This window comes from Erythrobacter sp. RANMB8 (genome assembly GCF_056848235.1).
In genome coordinates, this window is sequence record NZ_JBREHG010000002.1 from 84,480 (window position 1) to 111,443 (window position 26,964).

A 26,964-nucleotide genomic window follows, 5' to 3' on the forward strand; every position below is an offset into this window, starting at 1 on the left:
GGCCGTGCGCGTCGCTGCGACCTGTTGGCTGGCTCTGGCGGCAGGCATCGCCGTGCCACTGGCCCCTGCTGCATGGGCGCGCGAGGTGGTGGACGCCTCGCCGCCGACCGATCTTTCGGTGTCGATCTACCGCAACCCCGACCGCGAGGTGGACGAGGCGCTGGAGCGTGACTATCCGCAGGGCTTCGCCATGATCAGCGAAACCCGCCGCGTGACGCTGCCCCCCGGCGAATCGACGATCCGTTTCGAAGGCGTGGCCGAAGGCATGGTGGGCGTCTCCGCCATCGTCACCGGCCTGCCCGGCGGCACGATCGAGAAGAACCGCAACGCCCAGCTCCTCTCGCCCGCCGCGCTGGTGGACGGCACGCTCGGCAACCGCGTGACCATCACCCGCACCAATCCCGCCACCGGCGAGGTGCGCAGCGAACAGGCGGTGGTGCGCACCCGGGCCGACGGGGGCCTGGTGCTGCAATCCTCAGCCGGCTTCGAAGCGGTGCGCTGTACGGGCCTGCCCGAAAAGCTGACCTTCGACCGCGTGCCCGCCGGATTGTCCTCCGCGCCGGTCTATTCGGTCGATACGCGTTCGGAGGCGGGCGGCACCTATGATGTGACGCTCACCTACCTCGCATGGGGTTTCGACTGGCAGGCCAATTATGTCGCCACCATGCTGGACAAGGGTGTCGGGAAGGGGGCGGGCGAGGAGTTCGAGCTGCGGCTGCTCAGCTGGCTGACTCTACTCAACGACAATGGCCAGAGCTTTGACAAGGCGCGGCTCCAGATCATCGCGGGCGAGCTCAATATCGACAGCGATTTCGAAGGGCTGGCCGATCCCCCGGTGGCAGAGCCGTTGCAGTTGACCTGCTACCCCTTCGGCAGCACGGCGGAAGGATCGCCGGTGCCCGATTACAGCCCCGTGCCGCCCCCGCCGCCGCCGCCCGTGGCCTACGCGCCGATGGCAGCCGAGATGATCACTGTGACAGCATCGCGCCGAACCGAGGCGATGATGGACGTGCCGGTCGCCGTCGTCACCGCCGACGAGGAAGACCTCGGCGATCTCAAGCTGTTCCGCGTGCCGGGGCGGATCGACGTTTCGGCCAAGGGGATGAAGCAGGTCGCCTTCCTCAACAAGGACGCGGTCAAGGCGCGTTACCTCTATCAGGCGCCGTGCGATCCGTGGGAATGGATCGGGGAGGGAGGCGAACCGCAGCCCGCCAGCCTGCTGCTGGTGACCAAGAACGAAGTGGCCAAGGGCCTCGGCATCGCCCTGCCGCAGGGTCAGATGACGCTCTATGAACCCACCGCGCGCGGGCCGCAGCTGGCCGGAACGGTGTCCCTGCGTGATTATGCCCGCGGGCGCGATATCGAGCTGGAACTGGCGCAAAGCGCGCAGGTCTTCGCCCGCTGTGCGGCGGTGAACGAGGATGCCAAGCCCGATGACGGGCGCAAGTGGACCGCGATGCGCGCCGAACTCTCCAACGCCAACCCGCACCCTGTGACTGTGCGGCTGCAACTGGGTTGGGCGAGCCAGTTCGAGATCCGCGTGCCGCGCGAAAAGGTGGTGCTGAAGAACGGCTACCGCAGTGTCGAGGTGACGGTGCCGGCCAACCGGACCCGCACGATCGACTGGCAATTGCGCAGTTCCGAACGCGATTGAGCGCGTTGTAGGAAAATTTTCGTTCCCCACTTGTTCCATGAGAACAAATGCGATACATGGCTGTCAACGGCGGCGGAAAACTGCTTTCCGCCCTCTAGGCAAGCGAAGGAGCGCGTGCGATGGCTACCCAATTGAAATTGGTCGAAGAGGACAGAAAAGCCGTGGATCGTCAAAAGGCTCTCGAAGCCGCGCTCGCGCAGATTGATCGTGCCTTTGGCAAGGGTTCGGCGATGAAGCTGGGCTCGAAGGAAGCGATGCAGGTCGAAGCGATTTCGACCGGATCGCTGGGTCTGGATATCGCGCTTGGCATCGGCGGCCTGCCGCGCGGCCGCGTGATCGAAGTCTATGGTCCGGAAAGCTCGGGCAAGACCACGCTGGCGCTGCACGTGATTGCCGAAGCGCAGAAGATGGGCGGCACCGCGGCCTTTGTTGATGCGGAACACGCGCTCGATCCGGTCTATGCCAAGAAGCTGGGCGTCGACATTGACGAACTGATCGTCTCGCAGCCCGATACCGGCGAACAGGCGCTCGAAATCACCGACACGCTGGTGCGCTCCAACGCGATCGACGTGCTGGTGGTCGATTCGGTCGCGGCGCTGGTGCCGCGCGCGGAAATCGAAGGCGAAATGGGCGATTCGCACGTCGGCCTTCAGGCGCGCCTGATGAGCCAGTCCCTGCGCAAGCTGACCGGATCGATCAGCCGCTCGCGCTGCATGGTGATCTTCATCAACCAGCTGCGCATGAAGATCGGGGTGATGTACGGCAATCCGGAAACCACCACCGGCGGCAACGCGCTGAAGTTCTACGCCAGCGTGCGGCTCGACATCCGCCGCACCGGCCAGATCAAGGAACGTGACGAGATCACCGGCAACACCACCCGCGTGAAGGTGGTGAAGAACAAGGTGGCGCCGCCGTTCAAGCAGGTCGAATTCGACATCATGTATGGCGAAGGCATCTCGAAGATCGGTGAAATTCTCGATCTCGGCGTGAAGGCGGGCCTTGTCGAGAAATCGGGCAGCTGGTTCTCCTACGATTCGATCCGGATCGGGCAGGGGCGCGAAAACGCCAAGAACTACCTCAAGGAAAACCCGGAAGTTTGCGACCGGTTGGAAGCTGCGATCCGCAGCCGCACCGATCAGGTCGCCGGGGAGATGATGACAGGGCCGGACGCGGACTCTGACGACTGATCCCCAAGCGGACATGACGGGAGCGTGGTGAGCGCTCCCGGTCCGGAAAATCGGAACGCCGGCGCTGTGTCTCCTCGCGGATGCATGCGCCGGCTTTTCGGTTGCGCAAGGGGTGCGGGGTGCAGGTGGAGGTTAGCCTCGTCCAGACCCCTCTAGACCCCCTCTAGACCCCCTCTAGACCCCTTCCAGGCTCCTCCAGACCCCCGTTTCATGCACCTTTTGGCCATGGTCTGTGACCTGCCTGCAACGCTTGGGAGCGGCGCTTTTGCGCGGTGGATTGCCTTAACCCCGCGCTTTGCCTAACTGCACGGCCATGACCTCGACGAACGACATCCGCCGCTCCTTCCTCGACTATTTCAGTAGGAATGGCCACGCCGCCACGCCTTCGGCGCCGCTGGTGCCCTACAATGATCCGACGCTGATGTTCGTCAACGCGGGCATGGTGCCGTTCAAGAACGTGTTCACCGGCCTCGAAACCCCGGCCTCGCCCCGCGCCGCATCCTCGCAAAAATGCGTCCGCGCCGGCGGCAAGCACAATGACCTCGACAATGTAGGCTATACCGCCCGCCACCATACCTTCTTCGAAATGCTGGGGAATTTCTCCTTCGGCGACTATTTCAAGGAAGAGGCGATCACCCACGCCTGGACCTTGCTGACCCGCGAATGGGGCCTGCCCAAGGACAAGCTCACTGTCACCGTCTACCACACCGACGACGAGGCAGCGGGCCTGTGGAGCAGGATCGCAGGCCTGCCCGAAGACCGCATCATCCGCATTAGCACCAACGACAATTTCTGGTCGATGGGCGACACCGGCCCCTGCGGTCCGTGCTCCGAAATCTTCTACGATCACGGCGACCACATCTTCGGCGGACCTCCCGGCAGCCCCGATGAAGATGGCGACCGCTTCGTCGAGATCTGGAACCTCGTGTTCATGCAATACGAGCAGCAGGCTGACGGGACGCGCCGCAATCTGCCCAAGCCTTCGATCGACACCGGCATGGGCATCGAACGCATCGCCGCCGTGCTTCAGGGGGTGCATGACAATTACGATACCGACACCTTCAAGGCTCTGATTTCGGCGTCGGAATCGATCACCGGTGTCGCCGCACAAGGCGAATCCGCAGCCTCGCACCGGGTCATTGCCGATCACCTGCGGTCTACCAGCTTCCTCATGGCCGACGGCGTGCTGCCTTCCAACGAAGGGCGCGGTTATGTGCTGCGCCGGATTATGCGCCGCGCCATGCGCCACGCCCACCTGCTGGGTGCAAGCGAGCCGCTGATGCATCGCCTTGTCCCCGCGCTGGTCACGGAAATGGGCGCCGCCTATCCCGAACTTCAGCGCGGACAGGCGCTGATCACCGAGGTGCTCGAGCGCGAGGAAACGCAGTTCCGCCGCACGCTCGACAAGGGTCTCAAACTGCTCGACGAGGCGACCGGCGATCTGGGCGAAGGCGGCGAGCTCGACGGCGAGGTCGCCTTCCGGCTCTATGACACCTACGGCTTCCCCTATGACCTCACCGAAGACGCGCTGCGCGCCCGCGGCATCGGGGTCGACAAGGCCGGGTTCGATGCCGCCATGGCCCGCCAGAAGGCCGCCGCCCGCGCCGCCTGGAAGGGCAGCGGCGAGGCGGCTTCGGGCGAAGTCTGGTTCGACATTGCCGAGCGCGAAGGCGCCACCGAGTTCACCGGCTATGCCTCCACCAGCGGCGAGGGCCGGGTGGTCGCCATCGTCAAGGGCGGCGCCGAGGTGCAAAGCGCCACGGCGGGCGACGACGTTGTGATCCTCACCAACCAGACCCCGTTCTACGGTGAAAGCGGCGGTCAGACAGGCGATGCAGGCACCATGGCGAGCCTCGGCGGCTTCAAGGCCACCGTCACCGACACCGCCAAGCCGCTCGGCCGGTTGCACGCCCATCAGGTGCGGATCGAGGCGGGCCAGGTCGCGGTCGGCGATACAGTGGAACTCAAAGTCGATTCCGAACGGCGTGACCGCATCCGTGCCAACCATTCGGCCACGCACCTCGTCCATGCGGCGCTGCGCAACCGGCTTGGCGGTCATGTGACGCAGAAGGGCAGCATGGTTGCCGAAGATCGTCTGCGCTTCGATTTCTCGCACCCTGTGGCGCTGACGCCGGAAGATATTGCCGCGATCGAAGCCGAAGTGAACGCCGAGATCCGCGCCAACGAGGTTGTCAGCACCCGGCTCATGACGCCCGACGATGCCGTTGCGGCAGGCGCGCTGGCGCTGTTCGGCGAGAAGTATGGCGATGAAGTGCGCGTGCTCGCCATGGGCCGTGCGGGTCGCGAAGGGCGCAATTATTCGGTCGAACTTTGCGGCGGCACCCACGTGCGCGCCACCGGTGATATCGGCGTATTCCGCATCGTTTCGGAGAGCGCGGTGTCATCAGGCGTCCGCCGGATCGAGGCGATGACGGGCGAGGGTGCGCGCCAGTGGCTGGTCGCACGCGAGGAGGCACTGAAGGCGGCTGCGGGGGTGATCCGCGCAACGCCTGAAGAAGTGCCCGCGCGTCTCGCCGCGCTGCTCGATGAGCGCAAGCGGCTCGAAAAGGAACTCGCCGAGGCGAAGAAGGCGCTGGCGCTGGGCGGCGGCGGTTCGGGCAGCGGCGCGGCGGCTGCGGACGAGACCGTGGCGGGCGTGACCTTCTCGGGTCAGGTGCTCGAAGGGCTCGACCCGAAAGAACTGCGCCCGCTGCTCGATGCGGCCAAGCAGCGCATCGGCTCGGGCATCGCGGTGCTAATTGCGGTCAATGACGGCAAGGCGAGCATCGCGGCTGCCGTGACTGATGATCTCACGGCACGCTTCAGTGCGGTCGATCTGGTGCGCGCAGGGGTGGAAGCTCTAGGCGGCAAGGGCGGCGGCGGGCGTCCCGACATGGCCCAGGGCGGCGGGCCGGAGGGTGCGAAAGCAGCCGAGGCGCTGGCGGCAGTGAAGGGCGTGCTGGCGGCGGCGACAGCTGCCTGACGCCGCCCGCTACCGCCGGGTCAACTGCTCTGGATTGCGCTGGTGGTGCGCAGCTTCGGCTTTTCGCTGAGCCCGCCTTCGCGTTCCAGCTGCTCGCGGAATTCGTCGCGCTTTTCGTGAATGCTGGCGATCACCGGCCCCATCGCCACGCCGATATCGACCAGCACAGCTTCTGATAGCTGGAGCGAGCTTTCCAGCGTTTCCGGCACGGCATGGCTTGCACCCGCCCGGTACATGGCGGCAGCGTGATCGGTATCGCGGGCGCGGGCGACGATCAGCAGATCGGGGTAGGACTGGCGGAGTTTGGCAACGAGACGCTGGGCCAGCACCGGCTCGTCCATCGTCAGCACCACGGCAGGCGCGGATTCCACGCCAAGCCGTGACAGCGCATCGCCCCGCGCTGCATCGCCGAAGGTGGCGCGATACCCGTCACGCTTGGCCGCCGCGATCAGATCGGGGTTGGAATCGAGCATTACGTAGGGCTTGCCATGGGTTTGCATCATGTCGGCCACCAGCCGGCCCACACGGCCGCCACCGACAATGATGGTGCGAGCGATGTCCGCGTCATCATCGTCCATCGGAGCGGCAACGCCGTCCACCCGCCGGGCCAGCATCGCGCCGAGCTTTGCCAGCAACGGGGTGATGGTAAGGCCGATCGCCGTCACCGTCTGCCAGAAACGGGCGGTTTCGGTGTCGAGCACCAGCGCGCTGGTGGCTGCGGCGAGAATGATCAGCGTGGTTTCGGAAGGCGAGGCCATCAGCACGCCGGTTTCCGCCGCCGTGCCGCGCCGCGCCCCCATCAACCGCAACAGCACCCCGGTCACCAAGGCCTTGAACACCAGCACGCCGACCACCGCGAGGGCAATCGCCCCGATCTGTTCGCCGATCTCGACCAGATTGATGCTCATGCCCACTGTAATCAGGAATACGCCGAGGGCGAGACCCTTGAACGGCTCCATGATCAGTTCGACTTCGGTGTGATACTCGGTCTCGGCAATCAGCAGGCCCGCGATCAGTGCGCCGACGATCGGCGAAAGCCCGACCAGCGCGGTCGCCAGGCTTGCGCCGATGACCACCAGCAGCGAAGCGGCAAGGAACAACTCGGGGCTCTTGGTGCGGGCGGCCTGTGCGAACAGACGGGGCAGGGCGAGGCGTCCGACCACCAGCAGGGCCGCAATCACCAATCCGCCTTGCCACAGGGTCGTGATCAGGCCCTCCCACCCTTCGCCCTGCGCATTGGGTGCGAGCGCGCCGAGGATGAAGATGATCGGCACGATCATGATATCCTCGAACAATAGCATCGAAAGCGCCGCGCGGCCCACCGGTGTGCGGGTACCCGAAATCGGCAGCACGATGGCGGTCGAGGAAAAGGCGAGCGCAAAGCCCAGCGCCAGTGCCGCCGTTGGCGTCATGCTGCCCGCCAGTCCGAGAAACAGCGCCAGTGCGCTGCCGATGATCAGCACTTCGAGCGCGCCAAGCCCGAACACCAGCTTGCGCATCTGCCACAGGCGGTTGAACGACAGCTCCAGCCCGATGGCGAACAGCAGCAGCACGATGCCGAAATCGGCAAAGGGTGTGAGTGCCTCTGGGTCGCTTATCGTTATGTAGTAGAGCCAGGGTATTCGTCCGGTCAGCGAGCCCAATCCGAAGGGGCCGACCAGCACGCCGATCAGGATGAAACCGATGATCGGCGTTATCCGGAACCGGGCAAACACCGGGATCACGATCCCCGCCGCGCCGAGAATCACCAGCGCATCGGACAGGAACGGAGAGAGGGTCAGTTCGCCAGCCACATGGCGGGCTTAACGCGGGCGAGGGGGGCTGTCACCCGTGGCTTTCACAATAAAAAGCCGGGCGGACCGCGGCCCGCCCGGCTTTCCGGATTCATGCGGGACCGATCAGGCCCAGGCAGCCATTTCCTTTTCGAGATTCTCGACAATGGTCTCGAAGAACTGCTCGGTGGTCTGCCATGCCTGGCCCGGGCCAATCAGCAGCGCGAGATCCTTGGTCATGTAGCCCTTCTCGACAGTCTGGATGCAGACGCGCTCGAGCGTTTCGGCGAACTTCACGACATCGGGGGTGCCATCGAACTTGCCGCGATACATCAGGCCGCGGGTCCAGGCGAAGATCGATGCGATCGGGTTGGTCGAGGTCGCCTTGCCCTGCTGGTGCTGGCGATAGTGGCGGGTGACGGTGCCGTGCGCGGCTTCGGCCTCGACAGTCTTGCCGTCGGGGGTCATCAACACCGAGGTCATCAGGCCGAGCGAGCCGAAGCCCTGCGCCACGGTATCCGACTGCACGTCGCCGTCGTAGTTCTTGCACGCCCAGACGAACTTGCCCGACCACTTGAGCGCCGATGCGACCATGTCGTCGATCAGGCGGTGTTCGTAGACGATGCCCTTTTCCTTGAACTGTTCGGCAAAGCCTTCGGTGTCGAACACTTCCTGGAACAGATCCTTGAAGCGCCCGTCATAGGCCTTCATGATCGTGTTCTTGGTGGAAAGGTACACCGGCCAGCCAAGGTTCAGACCGTAATTGAAGCTGGCGCGGGCGAAATCGCGGATCGAATCGTCGAGGTTGTACATGGCCATCGCCACGCCGGCGCTGGGGAAATCAAACACGTCGAGATCGATCTTGGTGCCATCCTCGCCATCAAAGACCAGACGCAGCTTGCCGGGGCCGGGGATGCGGGTGTCGGTGGCGCGATACTGGTCGCCGAAGGCATGGCGGCCCACCACGATCGGATCGGTCCAGCCCGGCACGAGGCGCGGCACGTTGTCGATCACGATCGGCTCACGGAAGACAACGCCGCCAAGGATGTTGCGGATCGTGCCGTTGGGCGACTTCCACATCTTCTTGAGGCCGAATTCCTCGACGCGCTGTTCGTCGGGGGTGATGGTGGCGCACTTCACGCCGACGCCGTACTGCTTGATCGCATTGGCGGAATCGATGGTCACCTGATCGTCGGTCGCATCGCGGTTCTCGATCGACAGGTCGTAATACTTCAGGTCGATGTCGAGATAGGGCAGGATCAGCCTTTCGCGGATCCATTGCCAGATGATGCGGGTCATCTCGTCGCCGTCGAGTTCGACGACGGGGTTGGCGACTTTGATTTTGTCCATGGCTGTTGCCCTATCCTTCTTGCCCCGTCTGCGCAGGGCTGTGTGTGATCGACAGGAAGCTGAATAAGATCCCGCAGGCGCTTTAGCAGAGGAGGGCGGGCTTGCAAGCGCAGGTCTTGCGAATGATTTGCAACAGCTAATGCGCTATGCGCTGCCGGGCGAGGCGGGCACAAAAAAGCCCGCCGGAAGGGCGGGCTCTTTGCGGCTTAACCGATGGTGGGCGTAGCAAGGATTGAACTTGCGACCCCTACGATGTCAACATAGTGCTCTACCACTGAGCTATACGCCCACACCATCGGATGCGCGCCCTGTTGAGGGCGGAGCGGCCCTTTATCGCAGCACCTCGCAAGGTGCAAGCGATTCGGACAGGCTAGCCTCTTGCCGCGTCCGCTTCCTCGAACACGCGCTCCACTTCCAGCACCAGATCGCGCAGGTGGAAGGGCTTTGACAGCACCCTTGCGGCCGGCTGTTCGCGGCTGGCGCGCAAGGACACGGCGGCAAAACCGGTGATGAACATCACCTTGGTGCGCGGGGAAATCTCGGCGCAGCGCTGCGCCAGCTCGATCCCGTCCATTTCCGGCATGACGATATCGGACAACAGCAGATCATAGTCGCCGTTTTCGAGCAGGGGCACGGCTTCGGTGCCGCGATCGACCGCGCTGACTTCGTAGCCGGCGTTGGTCAGCGCCCGTTCGAGATAGGCGCGCATCGCGTCTTCATCTTCGGCGAGCAGAATCCGGGGGGTGCGTGCGACTGTCATGCAGGTTCTGTTAGCAGAGGGGACTTAAGAAATCTTTCTCCCTGCGCCGAAAGGTGCCGCCAATGAGGGCGATCAGGCTTTGACAGGGCGGGGCAAAGGCGGCAGCAAGGGTGGGGAATGACCTCCGCCCCCCGCCCGCCATCCTCGCTTGCTGCCCGCCAGAGCGTGCGTTCGTCCGTGACGGGCGGGCTGGTTCCGGGCCTGCGCGATGCTCCGGCGTTCACGCTGTCGGTTCCGGCGCGGTTGAGCCTGCCGGTGTTGATCGCCGTGCCCCATGCCGGGCGTGCCTATCCGCCATCGGTGGTGGCCCGGATGCGCGACCCCGCGCTGGCGAAACTGCGGCTGGAAGACCGTCTGGTTGACCGGATCGGAGTGGAAATCGCCCGCCAGACCGGCGCGGGCCTGTTGGTCGCCCACGCCCCGCGGGCGCTGCTCGACCTCAACCGCGCCGATGATGATATCGACTGGGACATGGTCGAAGGTGGCTTGCCCGAAGGCGTCATCGCGCCGGTAGCGGGGCAGGGCGGCAACCGCCGCGCCCGCAGCGGTCTCGGGCTGGTGCCGCGCCGCTTGCCGGGATCGGGCGAGATCTGGCGTGGGCGGCTTGATCCTGACGAGCTGGCCGGACGCATCTCCGGCATCCACCGCGCCTATCATTCCGCGCTCGCCGACGAGCTGACGCGGATCAAGGCCGGGTGGGGCGCGGCGCTGCTGATTGATCTGCACTCGATGCCGCCACTGAAACCCGCACAGGGTGAAACCCGGGCGCCGCTGATCGTGCTGGGTGACCGGTTCGGGGCATCGTGCCACAACCTGCTGATGGGCCGGGCGCTTGGCCATCTCGACCGTCAGGGCGTTCCGGCTGCGCAGAACCAGCCCTATTCGGGCGGCTATGTGCTCGACCGGCACGGCGCGCCGCAATCGGGCGTGCATGCGATGCAGATCGAGGTGTGCCGTTCGTCCTATCTCGATCGCACGATGGCAGAGGCCGGTCCGGGCTTGCCCGCCATGGCGGCCATGCTTGCCGCTCTGGTGCGCGAACTTGGGGCGGAAGCGGCCTTGCTCGGCGGAGGCGATGGGATGTTGCAGGCGGCGGAATAGGCTCGGCAGCTTGAGCACTTTCCGACCACTCCGGGTCACCCTGACGGAGCCGGTTTGGGCTCAGGGCGAGGCGCGAGGAGCGAGCGATGCAGCGCATCGTGAGCGACGAGCAACGTGGCCCTGAGCCCAAATCGGCCCGCCCCTTCGGGGTCGCATGAGGAAGCCCGCTGGCTTCGTCACGCCGCTTGCAGGGGCAACCAGCCCCTGCTGCGCGCCGTTCCTGTCCAGCGGACTTCCTGATGCGATCAGGGTGACCCGGAGTGGTCGGAAAGTGCTCTAAACGGGCAGGGGGCCCGTGCCCGCCTGCCCGCCTGTTTTGCAATGCCATCCGGAGCGCGAAGGCTCCGGCAGCGGTCAGTTCAGCGTCGGCGCCGCGTCAGCCGGCATCGGCACGCGGCCCTGCGCCAGCTGGCGTTCGAAGATCGTGCGCATCAGGTTCAGCGAGAACAGGTGCGCATAGATCAGCATCAGCATGCCGTTCTTGGCGAGGCCATCGAGTGTTTCGGGCGAAAGCTCGCGCAGCTTGTTTTCATCGACCATGCGGAAACCGCGATAGATGAACGGCTTGTCGGGCATGTCGTTACGGGTGATGGCGATTTCGCCGTCCATCATGATGTCGAGCTTGCCCAGCTCTTCCATGAACAGCTTGGTGCGCTGGCCGGCTTCTTCGAAGCGGCGGCAGAAATCGAGCACGCCCTGAGTGTATTCGGTCGGCTGGCCGGCATCGTCGAACAGCGCGAGGCCTTCATCGAACTTGCCGAGCAGGTTCGCGCTCGGGTCGAAGCAGAGCGACATGTCGTCGCTGTTCGGCTGGAGCTTGGCGAGGATGAAGGGGTAACGGCGCGCGTAGGCGGGCAGATAGATCGCTTCGTTGATCTTGTTGTCCGCGCCCACGAAGGTGTTGACGCCTTCGTTGAGACCGAACAGCGCGATCGGCAGCGGGGTTTCGCCCGAAGTGAACACGATCGGGAAGTGGCGCTGGGCATCGACGAATTCGTCGGTGGTCAGCGGAATGGCGTGGGTTGCCGCGAGATAGGCGGCACTCTCCAGCGTTCCGGCCTTGAAATCGGCGTGGTCGCGGCTGTTGAGCGGCAGAAGGTCGTTGTAGAACAGCGGAAGTTGCGGTTGCGGCGCGCTGGCCATGACGTCGTCTCCGGAAAAACGGTGGTGGATGATCCCCTCAGCGGAAAAACGAACCCCCCGCCGAAAGCGCGGCCCTTAAGCGTTTGGCGGGGCTGGCGCAAGCCGCGAGGGTCAGCTTGCGGGCGGCATGTGCAGCAGTTTCCCCGGATTGAGGAGATTGGCAGGGTCAAGCGCGCGCTTTACGCGTTGCATCAGCGCCAGCGCCGCAGGATCGTGCAGGCGCGCGAGATCATCGATCTTCATCTGGCCGATGCCGTGTTCCGCACTGATCGATCCGCCCCATGCGGTGACCAGATCATAGACCTGCGCGCTGACCGCCTTGCCTTCGGCTTCCTCCCACACGCCGCGCACGGCACCCTCGGGCGCCATGACGTGGAAATGGACATTGCCGTCACCCAGATGCCCGAAGGCTATGGCGCGGGTGCCGGGAAAGGCTGCCTCGATCGCCGGCGAGGCGGCAAGGATGAATTCGGGCATTTTCTCGACCGGCACCGAGATGTCGTGCTGCATGGCCGGACCGATCGCGCGCTCGGCGGCGGATATGCCGTCGCGAAGAGCCCAGAAATCCTCGGACTGGGTTTCGTTGGCGGCGATCACCGCATCAGCGATCAGCCCCTCCTCCAATGCCCCGGCCAGCGCCGCTTCGATGGCCTCGTTGAGCGCGGCACTGTCGCTGGAGGATGATACGCACTCGATCAGCGCATTCCATGCGTGCCGCTCGCCCAGCGGTGCACGGGCTGTAGGTTGATGGGCCAGCACCGCATCGAGGCAATGGGCAGGCACCACCTCGAACCCCTCGAGCGCTTCGCCCATCGCCCGCTCAATCCGGCGCAGCAGCGTGCGTGCCTCGATAATCCCGCCAAGGCCGACCCATGCCGTCACCCGTCCGACGGGGGCGGGCAGCAGCCGCAGGGTTGCGGCGGTGACGATCCCCAGCGTGCCTTCCGATCCGATCAGCAACTGCTTGAGGTCGAACCCGCGGTTGTCCTTCTTGAGCGGGGTGAGCTGGTCAAGCACCGTGCCATCGGCCAGCACCGCCTCCAGCCCCAGCACCTGGGCGCGCATGGTGCCGTGGCGTAGCACCTGCGTGCCGCCTGCGTTGGTCGAAACCAGCCCGCCGATGGTGGCAGAACCCTTGCCGCCCAAAGTCAGCGGAAAGCGCATCCCTGCCGCCTGTGCCGCATCATGCAGATGCTGGAGGATCACGCCCCCCTCGCACAGGACTTGCCCGGCCTCGGCATCCAGCGTGCGGATGGTGTCCATCCGGCGCAGCGACAGGATGATCGCGGTGCCACTGGCATCGGGGGTCGCGCCGCCCGCCATGCCGCTGTTGCCGCCTTGCGGCACGATCGGCACACCATGCCTGCCGCACAGCCTTACCAGCGCGGCGACTTCGGCCGTCGAGGCAGGCGAGGCGAGCGCCAGTGCGCGACCGGTGTAGCGCCCGCGCCAGTCGGTCAGCCATGCATCTATCCGCTCGGGATCGGTGGTAAGCCCGCGCGGGCCGAGCAGTGCGGCAGCCTCGGCCAGAAAATCGCGGGCAACGGGAGAGGCAACAGGGTGATTCATTGTGGCCTCCATGCCACAGTTGCGTGGCAATGTGCCACCGGTTTCGGGCAAAGCGGCCCGCCAGTTAAGGCACGGTTCAATTCGCGGGACTATCGCAGTAGCGCAAGACCTACCCGATCCCCGCAAGGAGAGTTCCCCCGCATCATGCACAGCCTGTTCGCCATCGCGGCGCCGCTGGCGCTGATGCTGCCTGTGGTTACGGGGAGCGATGCGTTGGAAAGCGAAGCTGTGCCTGCGCCTTCGGCCCCGCAATGCGAAGCGGCTGAAGCGCAGGATGCCCCCATGCTGCCGAACCCGCTGTCGGCGATGCGCGCGGGCGAGAACTGGCGCCAGATCCGGATCGAACAGCGCGTTGTGGTGCGCATCGCGCCGCAGCCGCCTGCAGCCCGCCAGAACATGCTTGCCGACCTGCCCCAGCGCGAACTCGCCCCCAAATTCGAGGAGCGCAAGAAGGAAAAATGCGTCGCCCTTGAAGGGATTGCCGGCGTCCAGACCGGCAGCGGCAACCGTCTGGTGCTGTTCCTGCGGGACCGGCGGATGATCTCGGTCAACCTCGAAAAGGCCTGCCGCGCCCGCGACTTTTACTCCGGCTTCTATGTCGAAAAGAGCAAGGACGGGCGGCTATGCGTCGAACGCGACAAGCTGCAATCGCGCACCGGCGCACGCTGCGAAGTCGAGGCGATGCGCCAGCTGGTTGAAGTGCGCGACTGAAGGTCGGGTTCGCGGGCACGCGTTTCCTTGACTTTTGCCCCTTTTTAAGGAAAAGGCGCGGCAGCCAGATGCCGCCGGGGGGTCGCGTCAGGGCCACCAATCCCGGCAGGTCATCCTGCCCGCTATTTTCGGACATCACACACCGCATGACCTTCGCCGATCTCGGCCTTTCGCCCGAATTGCTCAAAGCCGTGGAGGACGCGGGCTACACCACGCCGACCGCTATCCAGGCGCAGGCGATCCCCACGATCCTGATGATGAAGGATCTTATCGGCATCGCCCAGACGGGCACGGGCAAGACCGCGAGCTTCGTTTTGCCGATGATCGACGTCATGGCCGCGGGCCGCCGCCGCGCACTGATGCCGCGTTCGCTGATCCTCGAACCCACCCGCGAGCTTGCCGCGCAGGTCGCCGAGAATTTCGAGAAGTACGGCAAGAACCACGATCTCAAGATGGCGCTGCTGATCGGCGGCGTGCAAATGGGCGATCAGCTGAAGGCGCTCTCCGACGGGGTCGATGTGCTGATCGCGACACCGGGCCGCCTCATGGACCTGTTCGAACGCGGCAAGATCATGCTCAACGGCTGCGAGCTGCTGGTGATCGACGAGGCTGACCGGATGCTCGACATGGGGTTCATCCCCGACATTGAGTTCATCTGCTCCAAGCTCCCCGAAACGCGCCAGACCATGCTGTTTTCGGCCACCATGCCCGCACCGATCGAGAAGTTGGCCAAGAAGTTCCTGAACAATCCCAAGCGGATCGAAACCGCCCGCGCGGCGACGACCAATGCCGATATCACCGCCTTCAAGGTGCCGGTGAAGTCGCGCCAGAAGCGTGAAACGCTGCGCTGGTTCCTCGAAAACGATCTGGTCGAAACCGCGATCATCTTCGCCAACCGCAAGACCACGGTGCGCGAGCTCAACCAGAGCCTCAACCGCCACGGCTTCCGGTCGAGCGAAATCCACGGCGACATGGACCAGTCCTCGCGCCTGAAGGAACTCGACCGGTTCAAGAAGGGCGAGGTCAATATCCTCGTCGCCTCCGACGTCGCCGCCCGCGGCCTCGACATCAAGGGCGTGAGCCACGTCTTCAACTTCGACACGCCCTGGCACCCGGATGATTACGTCCATCGCATCGGCCGCACGGGCCGGGCCGGTGCCAAGGGGCGGGCCTTCACCTTCGTTTCGGAAGAAGACGCCGAAGCCATCGCCAATGTCGAGAAGCTGACCGGCGCTGCGATCAAGGTGTTCGGCAAGGAAGACGTGCGCGTCGACCTTTCCGAAGTCATCGCCAAGGCCGAAGCGGCAAAAGCCAAGGCCGAACCTGAGGAGCGCGAGGAGCGCACCGAACGGAAGCCCCGCCGTGCCCGCGAGGAGGAGCGCGCAGAACGCGCCCCGCGTGCAGAACGCGCCTCGCGCGACGAACGCCCGCGCCGCGAAAAGTCCGCGCCGCGCACAGACCGCGTCACCGCCAGCGACAACAGCAAACCGCGTCGCCGCTATCACGAGGACGACGAGCCTGTGCCCGCCGGCGAATGGAACGGCCCGCGCCCGAGCTTTCTGGACGTGGGTTTCGGGTAAGCCTTACTGTTCGGGCGGAAACGCCGGGGGTGATGCCGTGATGGGGCCAAGCCAGAATACGCCGTAAAACCGTCGCGCCAGCTGTGGGTCGGCAAGGTTCCCGGTCGTGATATGAGGCGCGCGGTCGCCTGATCCTTCCGCGCCCGCACGGGATGCGCCGCAGGTGATCATGTCGTCCGTTATCTCCTGTCCCGGTGCAAGCTTGGTTCCGGCGGCGAGCTGACAGCTCCACGATTCCCCGCCTGCGTGCCGCATCCCGAGACTGAGCACCGAGCCGTAACCACGCAGCCGCACCGCCATCGGATCGAACTCCGGCCCGCCGATGCTGAGCGGCGCGATTTCGGCATGGAGATTGCCGACCAGCACGATCACCCGGTCATAGTCCTTGCGCGCAGCAGCCTCGGCGATGTTCTCGGCCTGCGCCGCTTCGTGCGGGCCTTGCGCGGGCAGATGGGCAAAGCGGGCGCGCTGGGCGTCATCCCCGGCGCCGTTGAAGGCGACGATGTCGATGGCGGCGCCCTGATCCTTCAAGGCATGGGCGCCCGTCACCAGCGCCAGCATCGCCGCGCTCGCCACCCCATCGTCGCGCCCGCGCCAGCCGAGATCGGGCAGGGCCTGCCGGAACGCCGCGTGCGGCAGCGCCCATGCCTCTTGCCAGGCGGCGTTCTGCCATGAGGAGTGCTCCACCGCGAGCAACAAGCGGCGGCCCAGCCTTGCCTCGGCGCAGATGATCCGGGCGACGAATGCCGGGGCCTCAGTGGTTCCGTGCAACTCACCGAACACAACGAAATCGGGATCGCGTGCGACAACCTCATCCCAGCCCTCCGGCGCGGCGCAATCAGCTTGCGTGGGTGCGGGAGGCGAGTTTGCGTCCCCGGCAGAGACTGGAACAGCGATGACAGCCGCAATCAAGGCAATCAGGGTCTTCATCCGCAATCTTCCGCTTCAGCGTCTTCACTGAGAGAGTAGCATCGCCTTGCGGGAAGCAAACACAATATCTTTCAGCGCTCTACCCCACCACCGTCACGAAACTGTCGAGCACGCGCTTCTCCCCCGCATCCTCGAACAGGATGGTGAGCTTGTTGCCCTCCTGATCGATCACGCAACCGGTGCCGAACTTGGCGTGGGTGACCATTGCGCCAATCGCGATGTCGCTGCGGGCAGGGGCGGCGAAGCTGGCGGCTGAGCGGGTGTTTTCGCGCACGCGGGCGGGTTTGGTTTCATAGCCCGATGTCAAAGCCCGCTGCCATCCGGGGCCTCGTTGCTGTGCCTTGGCGGGATAGTCGCGGGCGACATGGGCGAAGGGGTCTTCCTGCTCGCTCCAGTTGGCGCGCCACAGGGATGCGCCGCCCGACAGCGTGCTTTCCTGCTCGATATGCTCTTCCGGCAATTCCTCGATGAAGCGCGAGGGGATGGAGCTGACCCACTGGCCGTAGATCCGGCGGTTTGCGGCGTGGAGGATGGTGCAGTGCTGCTTGGCCCGCGTGATCGCGACATAGGCAAGGCGGCGTTCTTCTTCTAGGGACGCAAGGCCCCCTTCGTCGATGGCGCGCTGCGAGGGGAACACGCCTTCTTCCCAGCCGACGCAGAACACATTGTCGAATTCCAGCCCCTTGGCGGCGTGGATCGTCATGATCGTCACCGTTTCGCCTTCGCCGGCGCGGTCATTGTCCATGACGAGGCTGACATGTTCGAGGAAATCGCCGAGGCTGTCGTATTCTTCCATGGCGCGGGCGAGTTCGGACAGGTTTTCGGCCCGGCCTGCGCTTTCGGGCGAACGATCGGCGGCGAGCATCGCGTTATAGCCCGATTCCTCCAGCACCAGTCGCAGCAGATCGGCAGGGGAAAGCACTTCGGCCTGTTCGCGCCAGTGCAGGAATTGCCGCATCAGCCCGCCGATCGTGATCGCCGCACGCTTGGGCAATTCGTCGCTGTCAGCCAGTTGCAGCGCCGCCGCCGCCAGCGGCAGTCCGGTGCGGCGGGAGTGGGAATGCATCGCTTCCAGCGCCTTGGCACCCAACCCGCGTTTGGGGACGTTGTGGATGCGTTCGAATGCCAGATCGTCCTGCGGCTGGGCGATCAGGCGCAGATAGGCCAGAGCATCGCGGATTTCGGCACGCTCGTAGAAGCGGAAGCCCCCGATGATGCGGTAATTCACCCCGATCTGGATGAAGCGGTCTTCGAATTCGCGGGTCTGATACTGGGCGCGCACCAGAATGGCGATACTGTCGAGCGAGGCGCCTTCGCGCTCCAGCCGTTCGATCGCCTCGCCCACGCGGCGCGCTTCTTCAGGTGCGTCCCACACGCCGATGACCTTGACCTTGTCCCCGCCATTGACCTCGGTCCACAGGGTCTTGTCATGGCGCTGGCTGTTGGCGCGGATCAGGCCGGCCGCCGCACCCAGAATGTGCGGGGTGGAGCGGTAATTCTGTTCGAGCCGGATCACTTCCGCGCCCGGAAAATCTTTTTCGAACCGCAGGATATTGGCAACTTCTGCCCCGCGCCATGAGTAGATCGACTGGTCATCGTCTCCCACCACGCAGATGTTCCTGTGCCCCTGCGCCAGCAGCCGCAGCCACAGATACTGCACCGCGTTGGTATCCTGATATTCGTCCACCATGATGTAGCGGAAGCGGCGCTGGTAATCGGCGAGGATATCGTGATGCTGCCGCAGGATGTTCAGCATGTGCAGCATCAGATCGCCGAAATCGCAGGCGTTCAATGCCTTCAGCCGCTGCTGATACCGCGCATAGAGCGCCGCGCCCTTGCCGTTGGCATAGGCTTCGTTTTCCACCGCATCGAGATCGGCGGGGTTGAGACCGCGGTTCTTCCAGCGGTCGATCAGGCCGGCCAGCTGGCGCGCAGGCCAGCGCTTCTCGTCCAGCTCTGCCTCGGCAATCAGGGCCTTGAGCAGCCTGATCTGGTCGTCCGTGTCGATGATGGTGTAATTGTGCTGCAAACCGACAAGCTCCGCATGGCGACGCAGCATCTTGGCGCAGATCGAATGGAAGGTGCCGAGCCACGGTATGCCCTCCGCCCCCGGCCCGAGATGGTGCGCCACCCGCTCGCGCATCTCGCGCGCGGCCTTGTTGGTGAAGGTGACGCACAAAATCTGCGAGGGATAGGCGCGGCGGGTCGCCACCAGATGCGCCAGCCGTGCGGTGAGCGCTGCGGTCTTGCCCGTCCCCGCGCCTGCCAGCATCAGCACCGGGCCTTCGGTTGCCAGCACGGCAGCACGCTGCGGCGGGTTGAGCCGCGCGGCATAGGCCGGGACATTGTCGTGCGCAGGGTCATGCGCAGGCGCGGGCGAGGGCAGGTTGGTGCTCATGGTGTGATGCGAACAGGTAGGGAACAATTGCGGCGCGGGCAAGCCGCTTGCCGCGCTTGTCCGCCGCTTGCTTCAGGCGGCAGGCGGGGCGAGCCGCATCAGGCTGAGCTTGCCCTTGCCGACCCGGCGTTCGGCCTCGATCACAAGGCCTTCGATCGCCGGATCCTCGTTGAAAGCGGTCTCCAGCGAGATCCATGTCTCCGGCCCGATCCAGCCAAGCCGCAGCAACCGGTCCAGCGCAACCTCGCCTGCGCCGGTGTGGTAGGGCGGATCGACGAGGATGATGTCGAGCGGCTTGGTCGCTGCGCGCAGCTGCATCACCGATCCGGCATCGACCCGCGCCGTTTCGCGGGCGCCGAGCGTGGCGATATTGGCGCGGATGGCATCAAGCGCGGCGCGATCCTGCTCGACGAACAGGCATGAAGCCGCGCCGCGTGACAGGGCTTCGAGCCCGAGTGCGCCTGATCCTGCGAACAGATCGGCGACCTGCAAGCCTTCGAAACTGCCGAGGCGGCTGGTCAGCATCGCAAACAGCGTTTCGCGCATCCGGTCCGCCGTCGGCCGGGTGGCATCGCCCTTGGGCGCGACGAGCTTGCGCCCGCGCCACTGGCCGGTGATGATCCTCACGAGCGCGGCCCGCGCGGCGGCGTGTTGCCACGGGTTGGCTTGGGCCGGCTGCGGGCCGGTGCCCGCCCGGCAGGACGCGCAGCACCGGGACCGGCGGGGCCTTTGCGACGGTCAGTTGCCGGGGTGTTTTCCCGCTTGCCCGGTGCAGGCCGTGCATCGGATTTGCGCGCAAAGGGTGCGCCTTCAGCCGCCTTTCGCGGGGCCGGTTTTGCGGGTGCAGCCTTGCGTGCCTCGGGGCGGGGCGGCCTCGCCGGAGCGGCGATTTCAACCTTGTCTGCCTTTTTCACGCCGCCGCGCGGGATCGGCTCGCCGGTCATCTCCGACAGGAAACGCGCCACCGGCTTGCCGGTCAGCTCCACCGCCTGACCACGCGGCAGATCGCCGAGGTTGAACGGGCCGTAGCCGACGCGGATAAGGCGGTTCACCTGCAATCCGAGATGTTCGAGCACGCGCCGCACTTCGCGGTTCTTGCCTTCCGTGATGGACATCTCGATCCACAGGTTGCGGCCCGAGGAGCGCTCGAGATTGGCATTGATCGAGCCGTAGCGCACACCGTCGATCTCCACCCCTTCGATCAGGTCCTCGAGCTGTTCCTGGGTGACCACACCGAAGGCGCGGGCGCGGTAGGTGCGCGGAACACCGGTGGCGGGCAATTCCAGCGTGCGCTTCAACCCGCCGTCATTGGTGAGCAGCAGCAGCCCTTCGGTGTTGAGATCGAGCCGCCCGATCGGCATCAGCCGGGGCGTGCCTTTGGGCAGGGCGTTGCGCAAGGCGGTGTAGATCGTCGGACGGCCCGCCGGATCGCGCTCTGCGGTGATCAGGCCGGTTGGCTTGTGAAAGGCAAACAGCCGCGTCGCTTCTGCTGCGGCGACGGGATTGCCGTCCACTGTCACGCCCTTGAGGCCGGGCAGGATCGTGGCGGGGGTGTCGAGCACCTTGCCATCCACCGCCACGCGGCCATCGGCGATCATCCGCTCGATCTCGCGGCGGCTGGCCACGCCTGCGCGGGCAAGCAGCTTGGCGATTCTTTCACCTTTTGGGCGTTCGCCTTCGGGGCGACCTTCGGAGCGAGGGGGAGTGGTGGGCATGGCGAGGCCGAGTAGGCCTTCAGCCCGCCGCCCGCAAGGCTTCGCTCACGATCTGGTCGAACCGTGCAATCCCGCCTTCGAGCGTGCCGAGCGTAATGTGGCTCACCGCGCCGCTGGAGAGCCCTTGCTGGCCGAGTTCGGCAGCGCGGAAATCCTCGCTCGCGAACACGCCCCCGTCGAGCAGGTTCCAGCTCTTTTCCCAATGCGCCAGCGCCTTTTCGGATGCCGGGGCTTCGGGGATCAGCATGAAATCCTCGACCAGTGTCAGATCATGCGCCTGCGGCATCAGCACCATCACGTTCACGTAATCGGGGCTGGGGACGATGATCGTGGCGGGCAGCAGCTGATAGGCGAAGGTGACCACCCGGCGGAGTGCCGCCATGTCGGTGAGGTCGACTGTCTCCATCTCCTCCAGCCGCCCGACGGCGCTGCGCTGGTGCGGGCCGATCTGGTCGCCTGCGGTGATCCCGTCCTTGAAGAACGGGCCGATGGTGGCGGCGTGGAGGCGGGTCACATGGTAGCTTTCAAGGAAGGCATCCATGATCAGCTTCCAGTTGCCCTTCACCCGATGCAACTTGCGCCGGAACAGGTGCGATTGGCGCAAGGCAAAAGCATCGAGATCCTCGCCCAGAGCCCTGGCATCTGTGAAATCAGCGCCCTCGACCGGAGCAAACCAGATCAGCCCGCCTGCTTCGACGCTTGGCAGTTCGACGAGACCGAAATCGGCCTTGTCCATGCCGGGGAAGGTCTCGGGCCGGGGCAGGGCCAGCAGGCCCCCGTCGAGCCGGTAAGTCCAGGCATGATAGGGGCACACGAGCCTCTTGGCGCATTGCACCTCGCTCCCCTCCACCAGTCGCGTGCCGCGGTGGCGGCAGACATTGAGGAAGACGTGCGCCCTGCCGTCATTGTCGCGGGTGATCAGCAGCGGGCGGCCGGTGGCATCGTGCGGCACGGCCATGCCGGGATCGGGCAGCAGTGCGGAAGGGCAGATCACCTGCGGCAGCCGGTCGAACAGCGCCGCCTTCTCGCGCGCAAAGTGATCGGGGCAGGTATAGTTGCTGGCGGGCACGGTCTGGATGCCGCCTGCCTGCCTTCCCACCCCGCCGCGGATTGCCTCCGCCAGCGCCAACTGGCCGGGCGTCGGAGACAAACGGGGCATATCTGTTGTGGGGGCGTTCATCGCTCTTTTCTCATCCTCTCCTGCCCGTTTAGTGTGGCATGAAATCGGGCCGGAGCAAATCCGCCTCAGCGAATATGGGATCGTCAATGGCCGAAGCTGCTTTCCAAACACCCTCGCGCCTGTCGCGCTGGCTGACATTGCTGGCGGCGCTGCGCCATCCCAAGACCGGCTATGTGCTGCTGTTCGGCTTTGCCAGCGGGCTGCCCTATGCGCTGCTCCTCGGCACGCTCTACGCCTGGCTGACCGATGCCAAGGTCGATGTCGAGACGATGGGCGTGTTCTCGCTGGTGGGCCTTGCCTATGCCTTCAAGTTCCTGTGGTCGCCCGCCTTGGACCGGGTCGATCTTCCGGGGCTGAGGCGGCTGGGCAAGCGCAAGCAGTGGATCGTGACTGCGCAATTGCTGCTGGGCGGTATTCTGGTGACACTATCCTTGCTCAACCCGCTGACATCGCTTGGCATGTTTTCGCTGCTGGCCGGGATCGGTGCCTTTGCCAGCGCGACGCAGGACGTGGTGATCGATGCCTGGCGCGTCGATGTGGCGGACGAGGTGGCGACGATCGATATCCTCTCGACCGTGTTCCAGATGGGGTACCGCGTTGCCGCGCTGGTGGGCGGCGCGCTGGCGCTGTTCATGGCCGAGCGGATGGGCTGGCCGACGGTGTTTGCGAGCATGGGCGCAATCCTGCTGTTCGTCGGCTTCCTCGGCCTGTTTGCCCCCGATGCCGAGCGGAGCACCGCTGCGCTGGCGGACGAGCGCGCCAATCTCGGCACGCTGCGCCATGCAGGGCAGATGACACCCCGCGTGAGAGCCTATGCACTGGCTGCCGTGGCGCTGCTGTGGGGCTGGGCGCTGGTGACTGTGCTTACTTTCATGATCCGCTCTCTCGGCGCGACACCCGAAACGCGGCCGGATTCGACCGAATTCGTCAGCCAGATGGGCCCGTTGATCGTCATCGCGACAGTGGTGATCCCCGGACTCATTGCCGGGTGGCTGGAGGCGATGCGCAAGCAGGGCCGCTATGTGCTCAGCCACGATGCTCCGGCAAGCGGTGCGCTCGATACCGCGCTCGATCACGGCTACCGCGCGCTGATCCTGCCGCTGGCGGAGATCATCGGTCGCCTGAAATGGGCCGCGGTGCTGGTGATTGCACTGGTGCTATCCTACCGCATCACCGACGCGATCTGGGGCAGCTTTGCCTACCCCTTCTATCTGGGCGAGCTGCAATACACGAAAGACGAGGTGGCGATCGCCTCGAAGTTCTTCGGCGTCGGCGCACTGATTGTAGGGTTGGCGCTGGGCGGCACGCTGCTGACGGTCATCGGCCGCATGACCACGCTGACGCTGGGCGCGGTGATCGCGGCGCTGACCAACCTGCTCTATGCCGACCTCGCTGTCGGCGGAGCGCGGATGCAGGCCGCGAGCGACCTGACAGGCTTTACCTGGCTCGCCGGGCAATTCGGCGCTGATGACCGGATGTCACGGCTGATGCTCACCATCGGGATGGAGAACATCGCGGTCGGCATCGCCGGGGCGGCCTTCGTCGCCTACCTCTCCAGCGTGGTCGCCAAGGGCTACAGCGCGGTGCAATATGCGCTGCTGTCCTCGCTGACGATGCTGGTGGGGACATTGGGCCGCCCGGCGCTCGGCCAGATGATCGAGGAACGCGGCTATTACGACGTGTTCCTGCTGACGACCGCAATCGGCGGCTTTGCCGTGGTGCTGTGCCTGATCGAGTGGGCGCGGCAGGCGCGTTCGGGCCGGGCGGAGAACGCCCCGCCGCCCGAGCCGGAGATCTAGTCCGGCAGCTCGTCGTTGAGCCTGAGCACCTCGCCCGCGAGGTAGAGCGAGCCGGCGATCAGCACCGGTAGGCCGTCGTCGGGGATCATCGCCAGCGCGCTCGGCACATCGGGTGCCGCGCGTGACGAGGGGCCGAAGGCTGATGCCGGATGCCAGTCATGCCCCGGCACCGGGACGGCGGTGATGCTCTCCAGCAGCGTGGCTAGTGGAGCGGTCAGCGCCGTGGGATCCTTGCCCTCGATCATGCCGATTATGAGGTGGATCGGCCTCAATTCGCCTGTCGCGCGTATCCGGTCGGCATAGATGTGCCGGTTCAGGAAACTGAACAATCGCTGCGCCGCATTCGGGTTATGGCCGCCGTCGAGCCAGACCTCGCGGTGCCCGGTCAAAGGACCTCGGGCAAGGCGCTGCAGCCTTGCGGGCCATTTCGCAGCGACCAGTCCCTCGGCGATGGCTTCGATGGAGATGCGCACCTGCCGCTGGTGTCTCAGCATGGCTATGGCGAGCCCGGCGTTCTCAATCTGATGCTCGCCTGCAAGGCTGGGCCGGGGCAGCACGAACGACGTCTGCTTGCCGCTGCTTTCCTGCCAATCGGCGTAGCGGACCTTCTCCGGTGACCGCCAATTGGCTTTGATGGCCCACGCGCCCGCGTGTCCACCGACATGGAGCGGGGCGTCGACTTTCTCGGCCACGTCCTCAATTGCCTCAAGCGCCTCGGCCTCATAGGGCGTGAGCACGATCAGCGGCACACCCCGCTTGGCAATCCCCGCCTTCTCGAAGGCTATCCGCGCCATCGGCTCGGTGGGCACGCCTTCCTCGGGCGCGAGCAGGAAGCGTTCGTGATCGAGGCCCAGCGCCGCGATCCCGCAGGCGGCGAGCACATCCGGCTCCAGCACATTGGTCGCATCGAAGCGCCCGCCCATGCCGACTTCGACCACGCAGGCATCGGCAGGAGTGCGACTGAAGGCGAGGAAGGCAGCTGCGATGGTGACTTCGAAGAAGCTGGGGCCGAGGTCGTCGCCCGCGTCAAGCACCTCCGCCAGCACATCGGCCAGCATGGCGTCCGAGATCAACTCACCCGCCAACCGGATGCGCTCGTTGTAGCGCACCAGATGGGGCGAGGTGGTGACGTGGACCTTGTAACCCTCGGCCTCCAGCATCGCGCGCAGAAAGGCGCAGGTCGAGCCCTTGCCGTTGGTGCCCGCGACATGGAACACCGGCGGCAGCTTGCGGTGCGGGTTACCGAGCCGCTCCATCAGGGCACGGATCGTCTCCAGCCCCAACCGCCCTTGCGGCAGGCTCAGCGCGGCGAGGCGATCAAGCTGGGCCTGAACGCGCGGGTCGTCGGATTTGCCGAAGTCTCTCATGCCCACCCCCGGCCCCTCCCGCAGGCGGGAGGGGAGGACTTACGCCGCCTTCACGGGTGCGAGATAATCCAGCACCTGCGCCAGCGTTGCCTTCAGGTCGCGGCGGTGAACCACCATGTCGACCATGCCGTGCTTGTGGAGGTATTCAGCGCGCTGGAAGCCTTCGGGCAGCTGTTCGCGGATCGTGTCCTGGATCACGCGCTGGCCGGCAAAGCCGATCAGTGCGCCGGGCTCGGCGATGTGGATATCGCCGAGCATGGCGTAACTTGCCGTCACGCCGCCGGTGGTCGGATCGGTCAGCACCACGATATAGGGCAGACCCGCCGCCTTCAGCCGCCGCGTCATCACGGTGGCACGCGGCATCTGCATCAGCGAGAGGATCCCCTCCTGCATCCGCGCACCGCCAGCGGCGGTCACGACGATATAGGCACAACCGCGATCCAGCGCCTTTTGCGCGCCTTCGCAGAAGGCCTGCCCCACGGCCATGCCCATCGAGCCGCCCATGAAGCTGAAGTCCTGCACGCCGACCACCGCGGGCCGCGTGTCGATGGTGCCGGAGCCGGTGACGAAGGCATCCTCATGCGGATTGGCGGCACGTGCGGCCTTCAACCGGTCGGTGTATTTCTTGGTGTCCTTGAACTGCAGCGGGTCTTCGGTGACCTTCGGCAGAGGGAGAATCTCGAAGCCCGGATCGAGCAGCAGGCCAAGGCGCGCATCGGCCCCGATGCGCCCGTGATGCTCGCATTTCGGGCAGACGCTGAGGTTGTCCTCGTACTCTGCCACGAACAGCATTTCCTGGCAGGACGGGCACTTGATCCACAGATCCTTCTCGGTGGACTTCTTCTCGGGCGCGAAGCCCAGCGAATTGCGGACGCGGGTGAACCAGTTCATGGGCGGTGTCCTAGAGTATTTCGCTCGTCATTGCGAGAAGCGCAGCGACGAAATTCTAGCGGGCGTTGTGAACCGCTTCGGCAAGCGCAGCGGTGAGTTCGCGAAGGTGTGCCGGAGCCTCGGCGCCATACTGCCCGCAAATCTCGACCAGCGCGCTGCCGACGACCACCCCATCAGCCACCTTGGCGATTTCCGCGGCCTGTTCGGGCGTGCGCACACCGAAGCCCACCGCCACCGGAATGTCGGTCGATTGCTTGATGCGAGCGACGTTCGCCTCGATGCTGGCGATCTGCGCCTGCTGCTTGCCGGTGATCCCGGCGACCGAGACGTAGTAGAGGAAGCCCTCGCTCCCCGCGAGCACCTGCGGCAGGCGCGCGGCGTCGGTGGTGGGGGTGGCGAGGCGGATCGGGGCGATGCCCTTGGCGCGCAAAGCCGGGCCGAGCGCGTCGTCTTCCTCGGGCGGAATGTCGACGCAGATGACGCCGTCCACGCCTGCAGCCGCCGCGGCCTCGGCGAACCATTCCGGCCCGCGGCGGACCATCGGGTTGGCATAGCCCATCAGCACCAGCGGCACTTGCGGGTGCCGGGCGCGGAACTCGGTGGCGTAGCGCAGCACGTCGGCGGTGGTCGTGCCCGCGCCGAGCGAGCGCAGATTGGCGCTCTGGATCGCGGGGCCATCGGCCATCGGATCGGTGAAGGGCATTCCCAGCTCGATCACATCCGCGCCGCCTTCGACCAGCGCATCGAGATTGGCCGCGGTATCGCCATCGCCTGCGGTGATGAAGCAGACGAGCGCGGGGCGGGGCTGGGCGAAGGTGGTGGAGAGGCGGGTCATCGACGAACTCGCAATGCAGCTAGAATAAGGAATCCTATG

At 65.5% G+C, this 26,964-nt stretch carries 20 protein-coding genes and 1 tRNA gene; 7 read left to right on the plus strand and 14 right to left on the minus strand.

Going from position 1 to position 26,964, the window contains the following annotated elements:
- Positions 1-4: 4 nt before the first annotated feature.
- The 3 genes from ACU0AG_RS03490 to alaS all read left to right on the plus strand — a co-directional run bounded on the left by ACU0AG_RS03490 (position 5) and on the right by alaS (position 5,824).
- Positions 5-1,654 (plus strand): DUF4139 domain-containing protein, encoded by a 1,650-nt coding sequence (locus tag ACU0AG_RS03490; RefSeq protein WP_482780875.1) that lies wholly within the window; start codon positions 5-7, stop codon positions 1,652-1,654.
- Between the two features lie 119 nt (positions 1,655-1,773).
- The gene (recA, locus tag ACU0AG_RS03495) at positions 1,774-2,841 is read left to right on the plus strand and encodes a recombinase RecA (RefSeq protein WP_482780876.1); all 1,068 of its coding nucleotides are present in this window, start codon (positions 1,774-1,776) and stop codon (positions 2,839-2,841) included.
- 313 nt (positions 2,842-3,154) lie between these two features.
- Complete coding sequence (gene alaS / locus ACU0AG_RS03500) at positions 3,155-5,824, plus strand: alanine--tRNA ligase (RefSeq protein ID WP_482780877.1); 2,670 nt, start codon at positions 3,155-3,157, stop codon at positions 5,822-5,824.
- Positions 5,825-5,844: 20 nt separating this feature from the next.
- On the opposite strand, the gene ACU0AG_RS03505 is transcribed toward alaS, so the two are convergent.
- From ACU0AG_RS03505 to cpdR, 4 genes are all read right to left on the minus strand, one after another.
- Complete coding sequence (locus tag ACU0AG_RS03505) at positions 5,845-7,617, minus strand: cation:proton antiporter domain-containing protein (protein WP_482780878.1); 1,773 nt, start codon at positions 7,615-7,617, stop codon at positions 5,845-5,847.
- A 105-nt stretch (positions 7,618-7,722) separates the two neighbouring features.
- Positions 7,723-8,946 (minus strand): NADP-dependent isocitrate dehydrogenase, encoded by a 1,224-nt coding sequence (locus ACU0AG_RS03510; protein ID WP_482780879.1) that lies wholly within the window; start codon positions 8,944-8,946, stop codon positions 7,723-7,725.
- A 214-nt stretch (positions 8,947-9,160) separates the two neighbouring features.
- Positions 9,161-9,235: transfer RNA gene (locus tag ACU0AG_RS03515), tRNA-Val, on the minus strand.
- 81 nt (positions 9,236-9,316) lie between these two features.
- Positions 9,317-9,706 carry a cell cycle two-component system response regulator CpdR gene (gene cpdR, locus ACU0AG_RS03520; protein ID WP_482780880.1) on the minus strand — a complete coding sequence of 130 codons (390 nt, stop codon included), beginning with the start codon at positions 9,704-9,706 and terminating at the stop codon, positions 9,317-9,319.
- A 117-nt stretch (positions 9,707-9,823) separates the two neighbouring features.
- On the opposite strand from cpdR, the gene ACU0AG_RS03525 reads away from it, so the two are divergent.
- Complete coding sequence (locus ACU0AG_RS03525) at positions 9,824-10,807, plus strand: N-formylglutamate amidohydrolase (RefSeq protein WP_482780881.1); 984 nt, start codon at positions 9,824-9,826, stop codon at positions 10,805-10,807.
- A 354-nt stretch (positions 10,808-11,161) separates the two neighbouring features.
- Here the strand turns inward: ACU0AG_RS03525 and ACU0AG_RS03530 are convergent, their stop codons facing one another.
- Positions 11,162-11,950 (minus strand): SapC family protein, encoded by a 789-nt coding sequence (locus ACU0AG_RS03530; protein WP_482780882.1) that lies wholly within the window; start codon positions 11,948-11,950, stop codon positions 11,162-11,164.
- Between the two features lie 111 nt (positions 11,951-12,061).
- Entirely contained in the window at positions 12,062-13,519 is a 1,458-nt protein-coding gene (locus tag ACU0AG_RS03535) for an FAD-binding oxidoreductase (RefSeq protein ID WP_482780883.1), read from the minus strand.
- A gap of 144 nt (positions 13,520-13,663) precedes the next feature.
- Here ACU0AG_RS03535 and ACU0AG_RS03540 point away from each other — a divergent pair, with 144 nt between their 5' ends.
- Both ACU0AG_RS03540 and ACU0AG_RS03545 read left to right on the plus strand, forming a co-directional pair.
- Complete coding sequence (locus ACU0AG_RS03540; RefSeq protein WP_482780884.1) at positions 13,664-14,230, plus strand: hypothetical protein; 567 nt, start codon at positions 13,664-13,666, stop codon at positions 14,228-14,230.
- A gap of 146 nt (positions 14,231-14,376) precedes the next feature.
- Positions 14,377-15,810 (plus strand): DEAD/DEAH box helicase, encoded by a 1,434-nt coding sequence (locus tag ACU0AG_RS03545; protein ID WP_482780885.1) that lies wholly within the window; start codon positions 14,377-14,379, stop codon positions 15,808-15,810.
- A gap of 3 nt (positions 15,811-15,813) precedes the next feature.
- Here ACU0AG_RS03545 and ACU0AG_RS03550 read toward each other — a convergent pair whose 3' ends face one another.
- From ACU0AG_RS03550 to ACU0AG_RS03570, 5 genes are all read right to left on the minus strand, one after another.
- Positions 15,814-16,581, minus strand: coding sequence for a hypothetical protein (locus tag ACU0AG_RS03550; protein ID WP_482780886.1), 768 nt, complete (start codon positions 16,579-16,581; stop codon positions 15,814-15,816).
- Between the two features lie 238 nt (positions 16,582-16,819).
- Positions 16,820-19,138 carry an ATP-dependent helicase gene (locus ACU0AG_RS03555; RefSeq protein ID WP_482780887.1) on the minus strand — a complete coding sequence of 773 codons (2,319 nt, stop codon included), beginning with the start codon at positions 19,136-19,138 and terminating at the stop codon, positions 16,820-16,822.
- A gap of 72 nt (positions 19,139-19,210) precedes the next feature.
- A complete protein-coding gene (gene rsmD / locus ACU0AG_RS03560; RefSeq protein ID WP_482780888.1) occupies positions 19,211-19,765 on the minus strand; it encodes a 16S rRNA (guanine(966)-N(2))-methyltransferase RsmD in 555 nt (184 codons plus the stop codon).
- Positions 19,762-20,853 carry a pseudouridine synthase gene (locus ACU0AG_RS03565; protein ID WP_482780889.1) on the minus strand — a complete coding sequence of 364 codons (1,092 nt, stop codon included), beginning with the start codon at positions 20,851-20,853 and terminating at the stop codon, positions 19,762-19,764. Before ACU0AG_RS03565 ends, rsmD begins: the two co-directional genes overlap by 4 nt.
- A gap of 19 nt (positions 20,854-20,872) precedes the next feature.
- Entirely contained in the window at positions 20,873-22,012 is a 1,140-nt protein-coding gene (locus ACU0AG_RS03570; RefSeq protein ID WP_482780890.1) for an aromatic ring-hydroxylating oxygenase subunit alpha, read from the minus strand.
- Positions 22,013-22,119: 107 nt separating this feature from the next.
- Between ACU0AG_RS03570 and ACU0AG_RS03575 the strand changes: the two genes are divergently transcribed.
- Complete coding sequence (locus ACU0AG_RS03575; RefSeq protein WP_482780891.1) at positions 22,120-23,832, plus strand: AmpG family muropeptide MFS transporter; 1,713 nt, start codon at positions 22,120-22,122, stop codon at positions 23,830-23,832.
- Here ACU0AG_RS03575 and ACU0AG_RS03580 read toward each other — a convergent pair.
- Genes ACU0AG_RS03580 through trpA form a run of 3 tightly spaced genes read right to left on the minus strand, consistent with a single transcriptional unit; the run spans position 23,829 to position 26,925 of the window.
- Positions 23,829-25,199 carry a bifunctional folylpolyglutamate synthase/dihydrofolate synthase gene (locus tag ACU0AG_RS03580; protein WP_482780892.1) on the minus strand — a complete coding sequence of 457 codons (1,371 nt, stop codon included), beginning with the start codon at positions 25,197-25,199 and terminating at the stop codon, positions 23,829-23,831. The two genes, ACU0AG_RS03575 and ACU0AG_RS03580, sit on opposite strands and share 4 nt — an antisense overlap.
- Before the next feature lie 39 nt (positions 25,200-25,238).
- Positions 25,239-26,090 (minus strand): acetyl-CoA carboxylase, carboxyltransferase subunit beta, encoded by an 852-nt coding sequence (gene accD, locus ACU0AG_RS03585; RefSeq protein ID WP_482780893.1) that lies wholly within the window; start codon positions 26,088-26,090, stop codon positions 25,239-25,241.
- 55 nt (positions 26,091-26,145) lie between these two features.
- Positions 26,146-26,925 carry a tryptophan synthase subunit alpha gene (trpA, locus tag ACU0AG_RS03590; protein ID WP_482780894.1) on the minus strand — a complete coding sequence of 260 codons (780 nt, stop codon included), beginning with the start codon at positions 26,923-26,925 and terminating at the stop codon, positions 26,146-26,148.
- Positions 26,926-26,964: the final 39 nt, after the last annotated feature.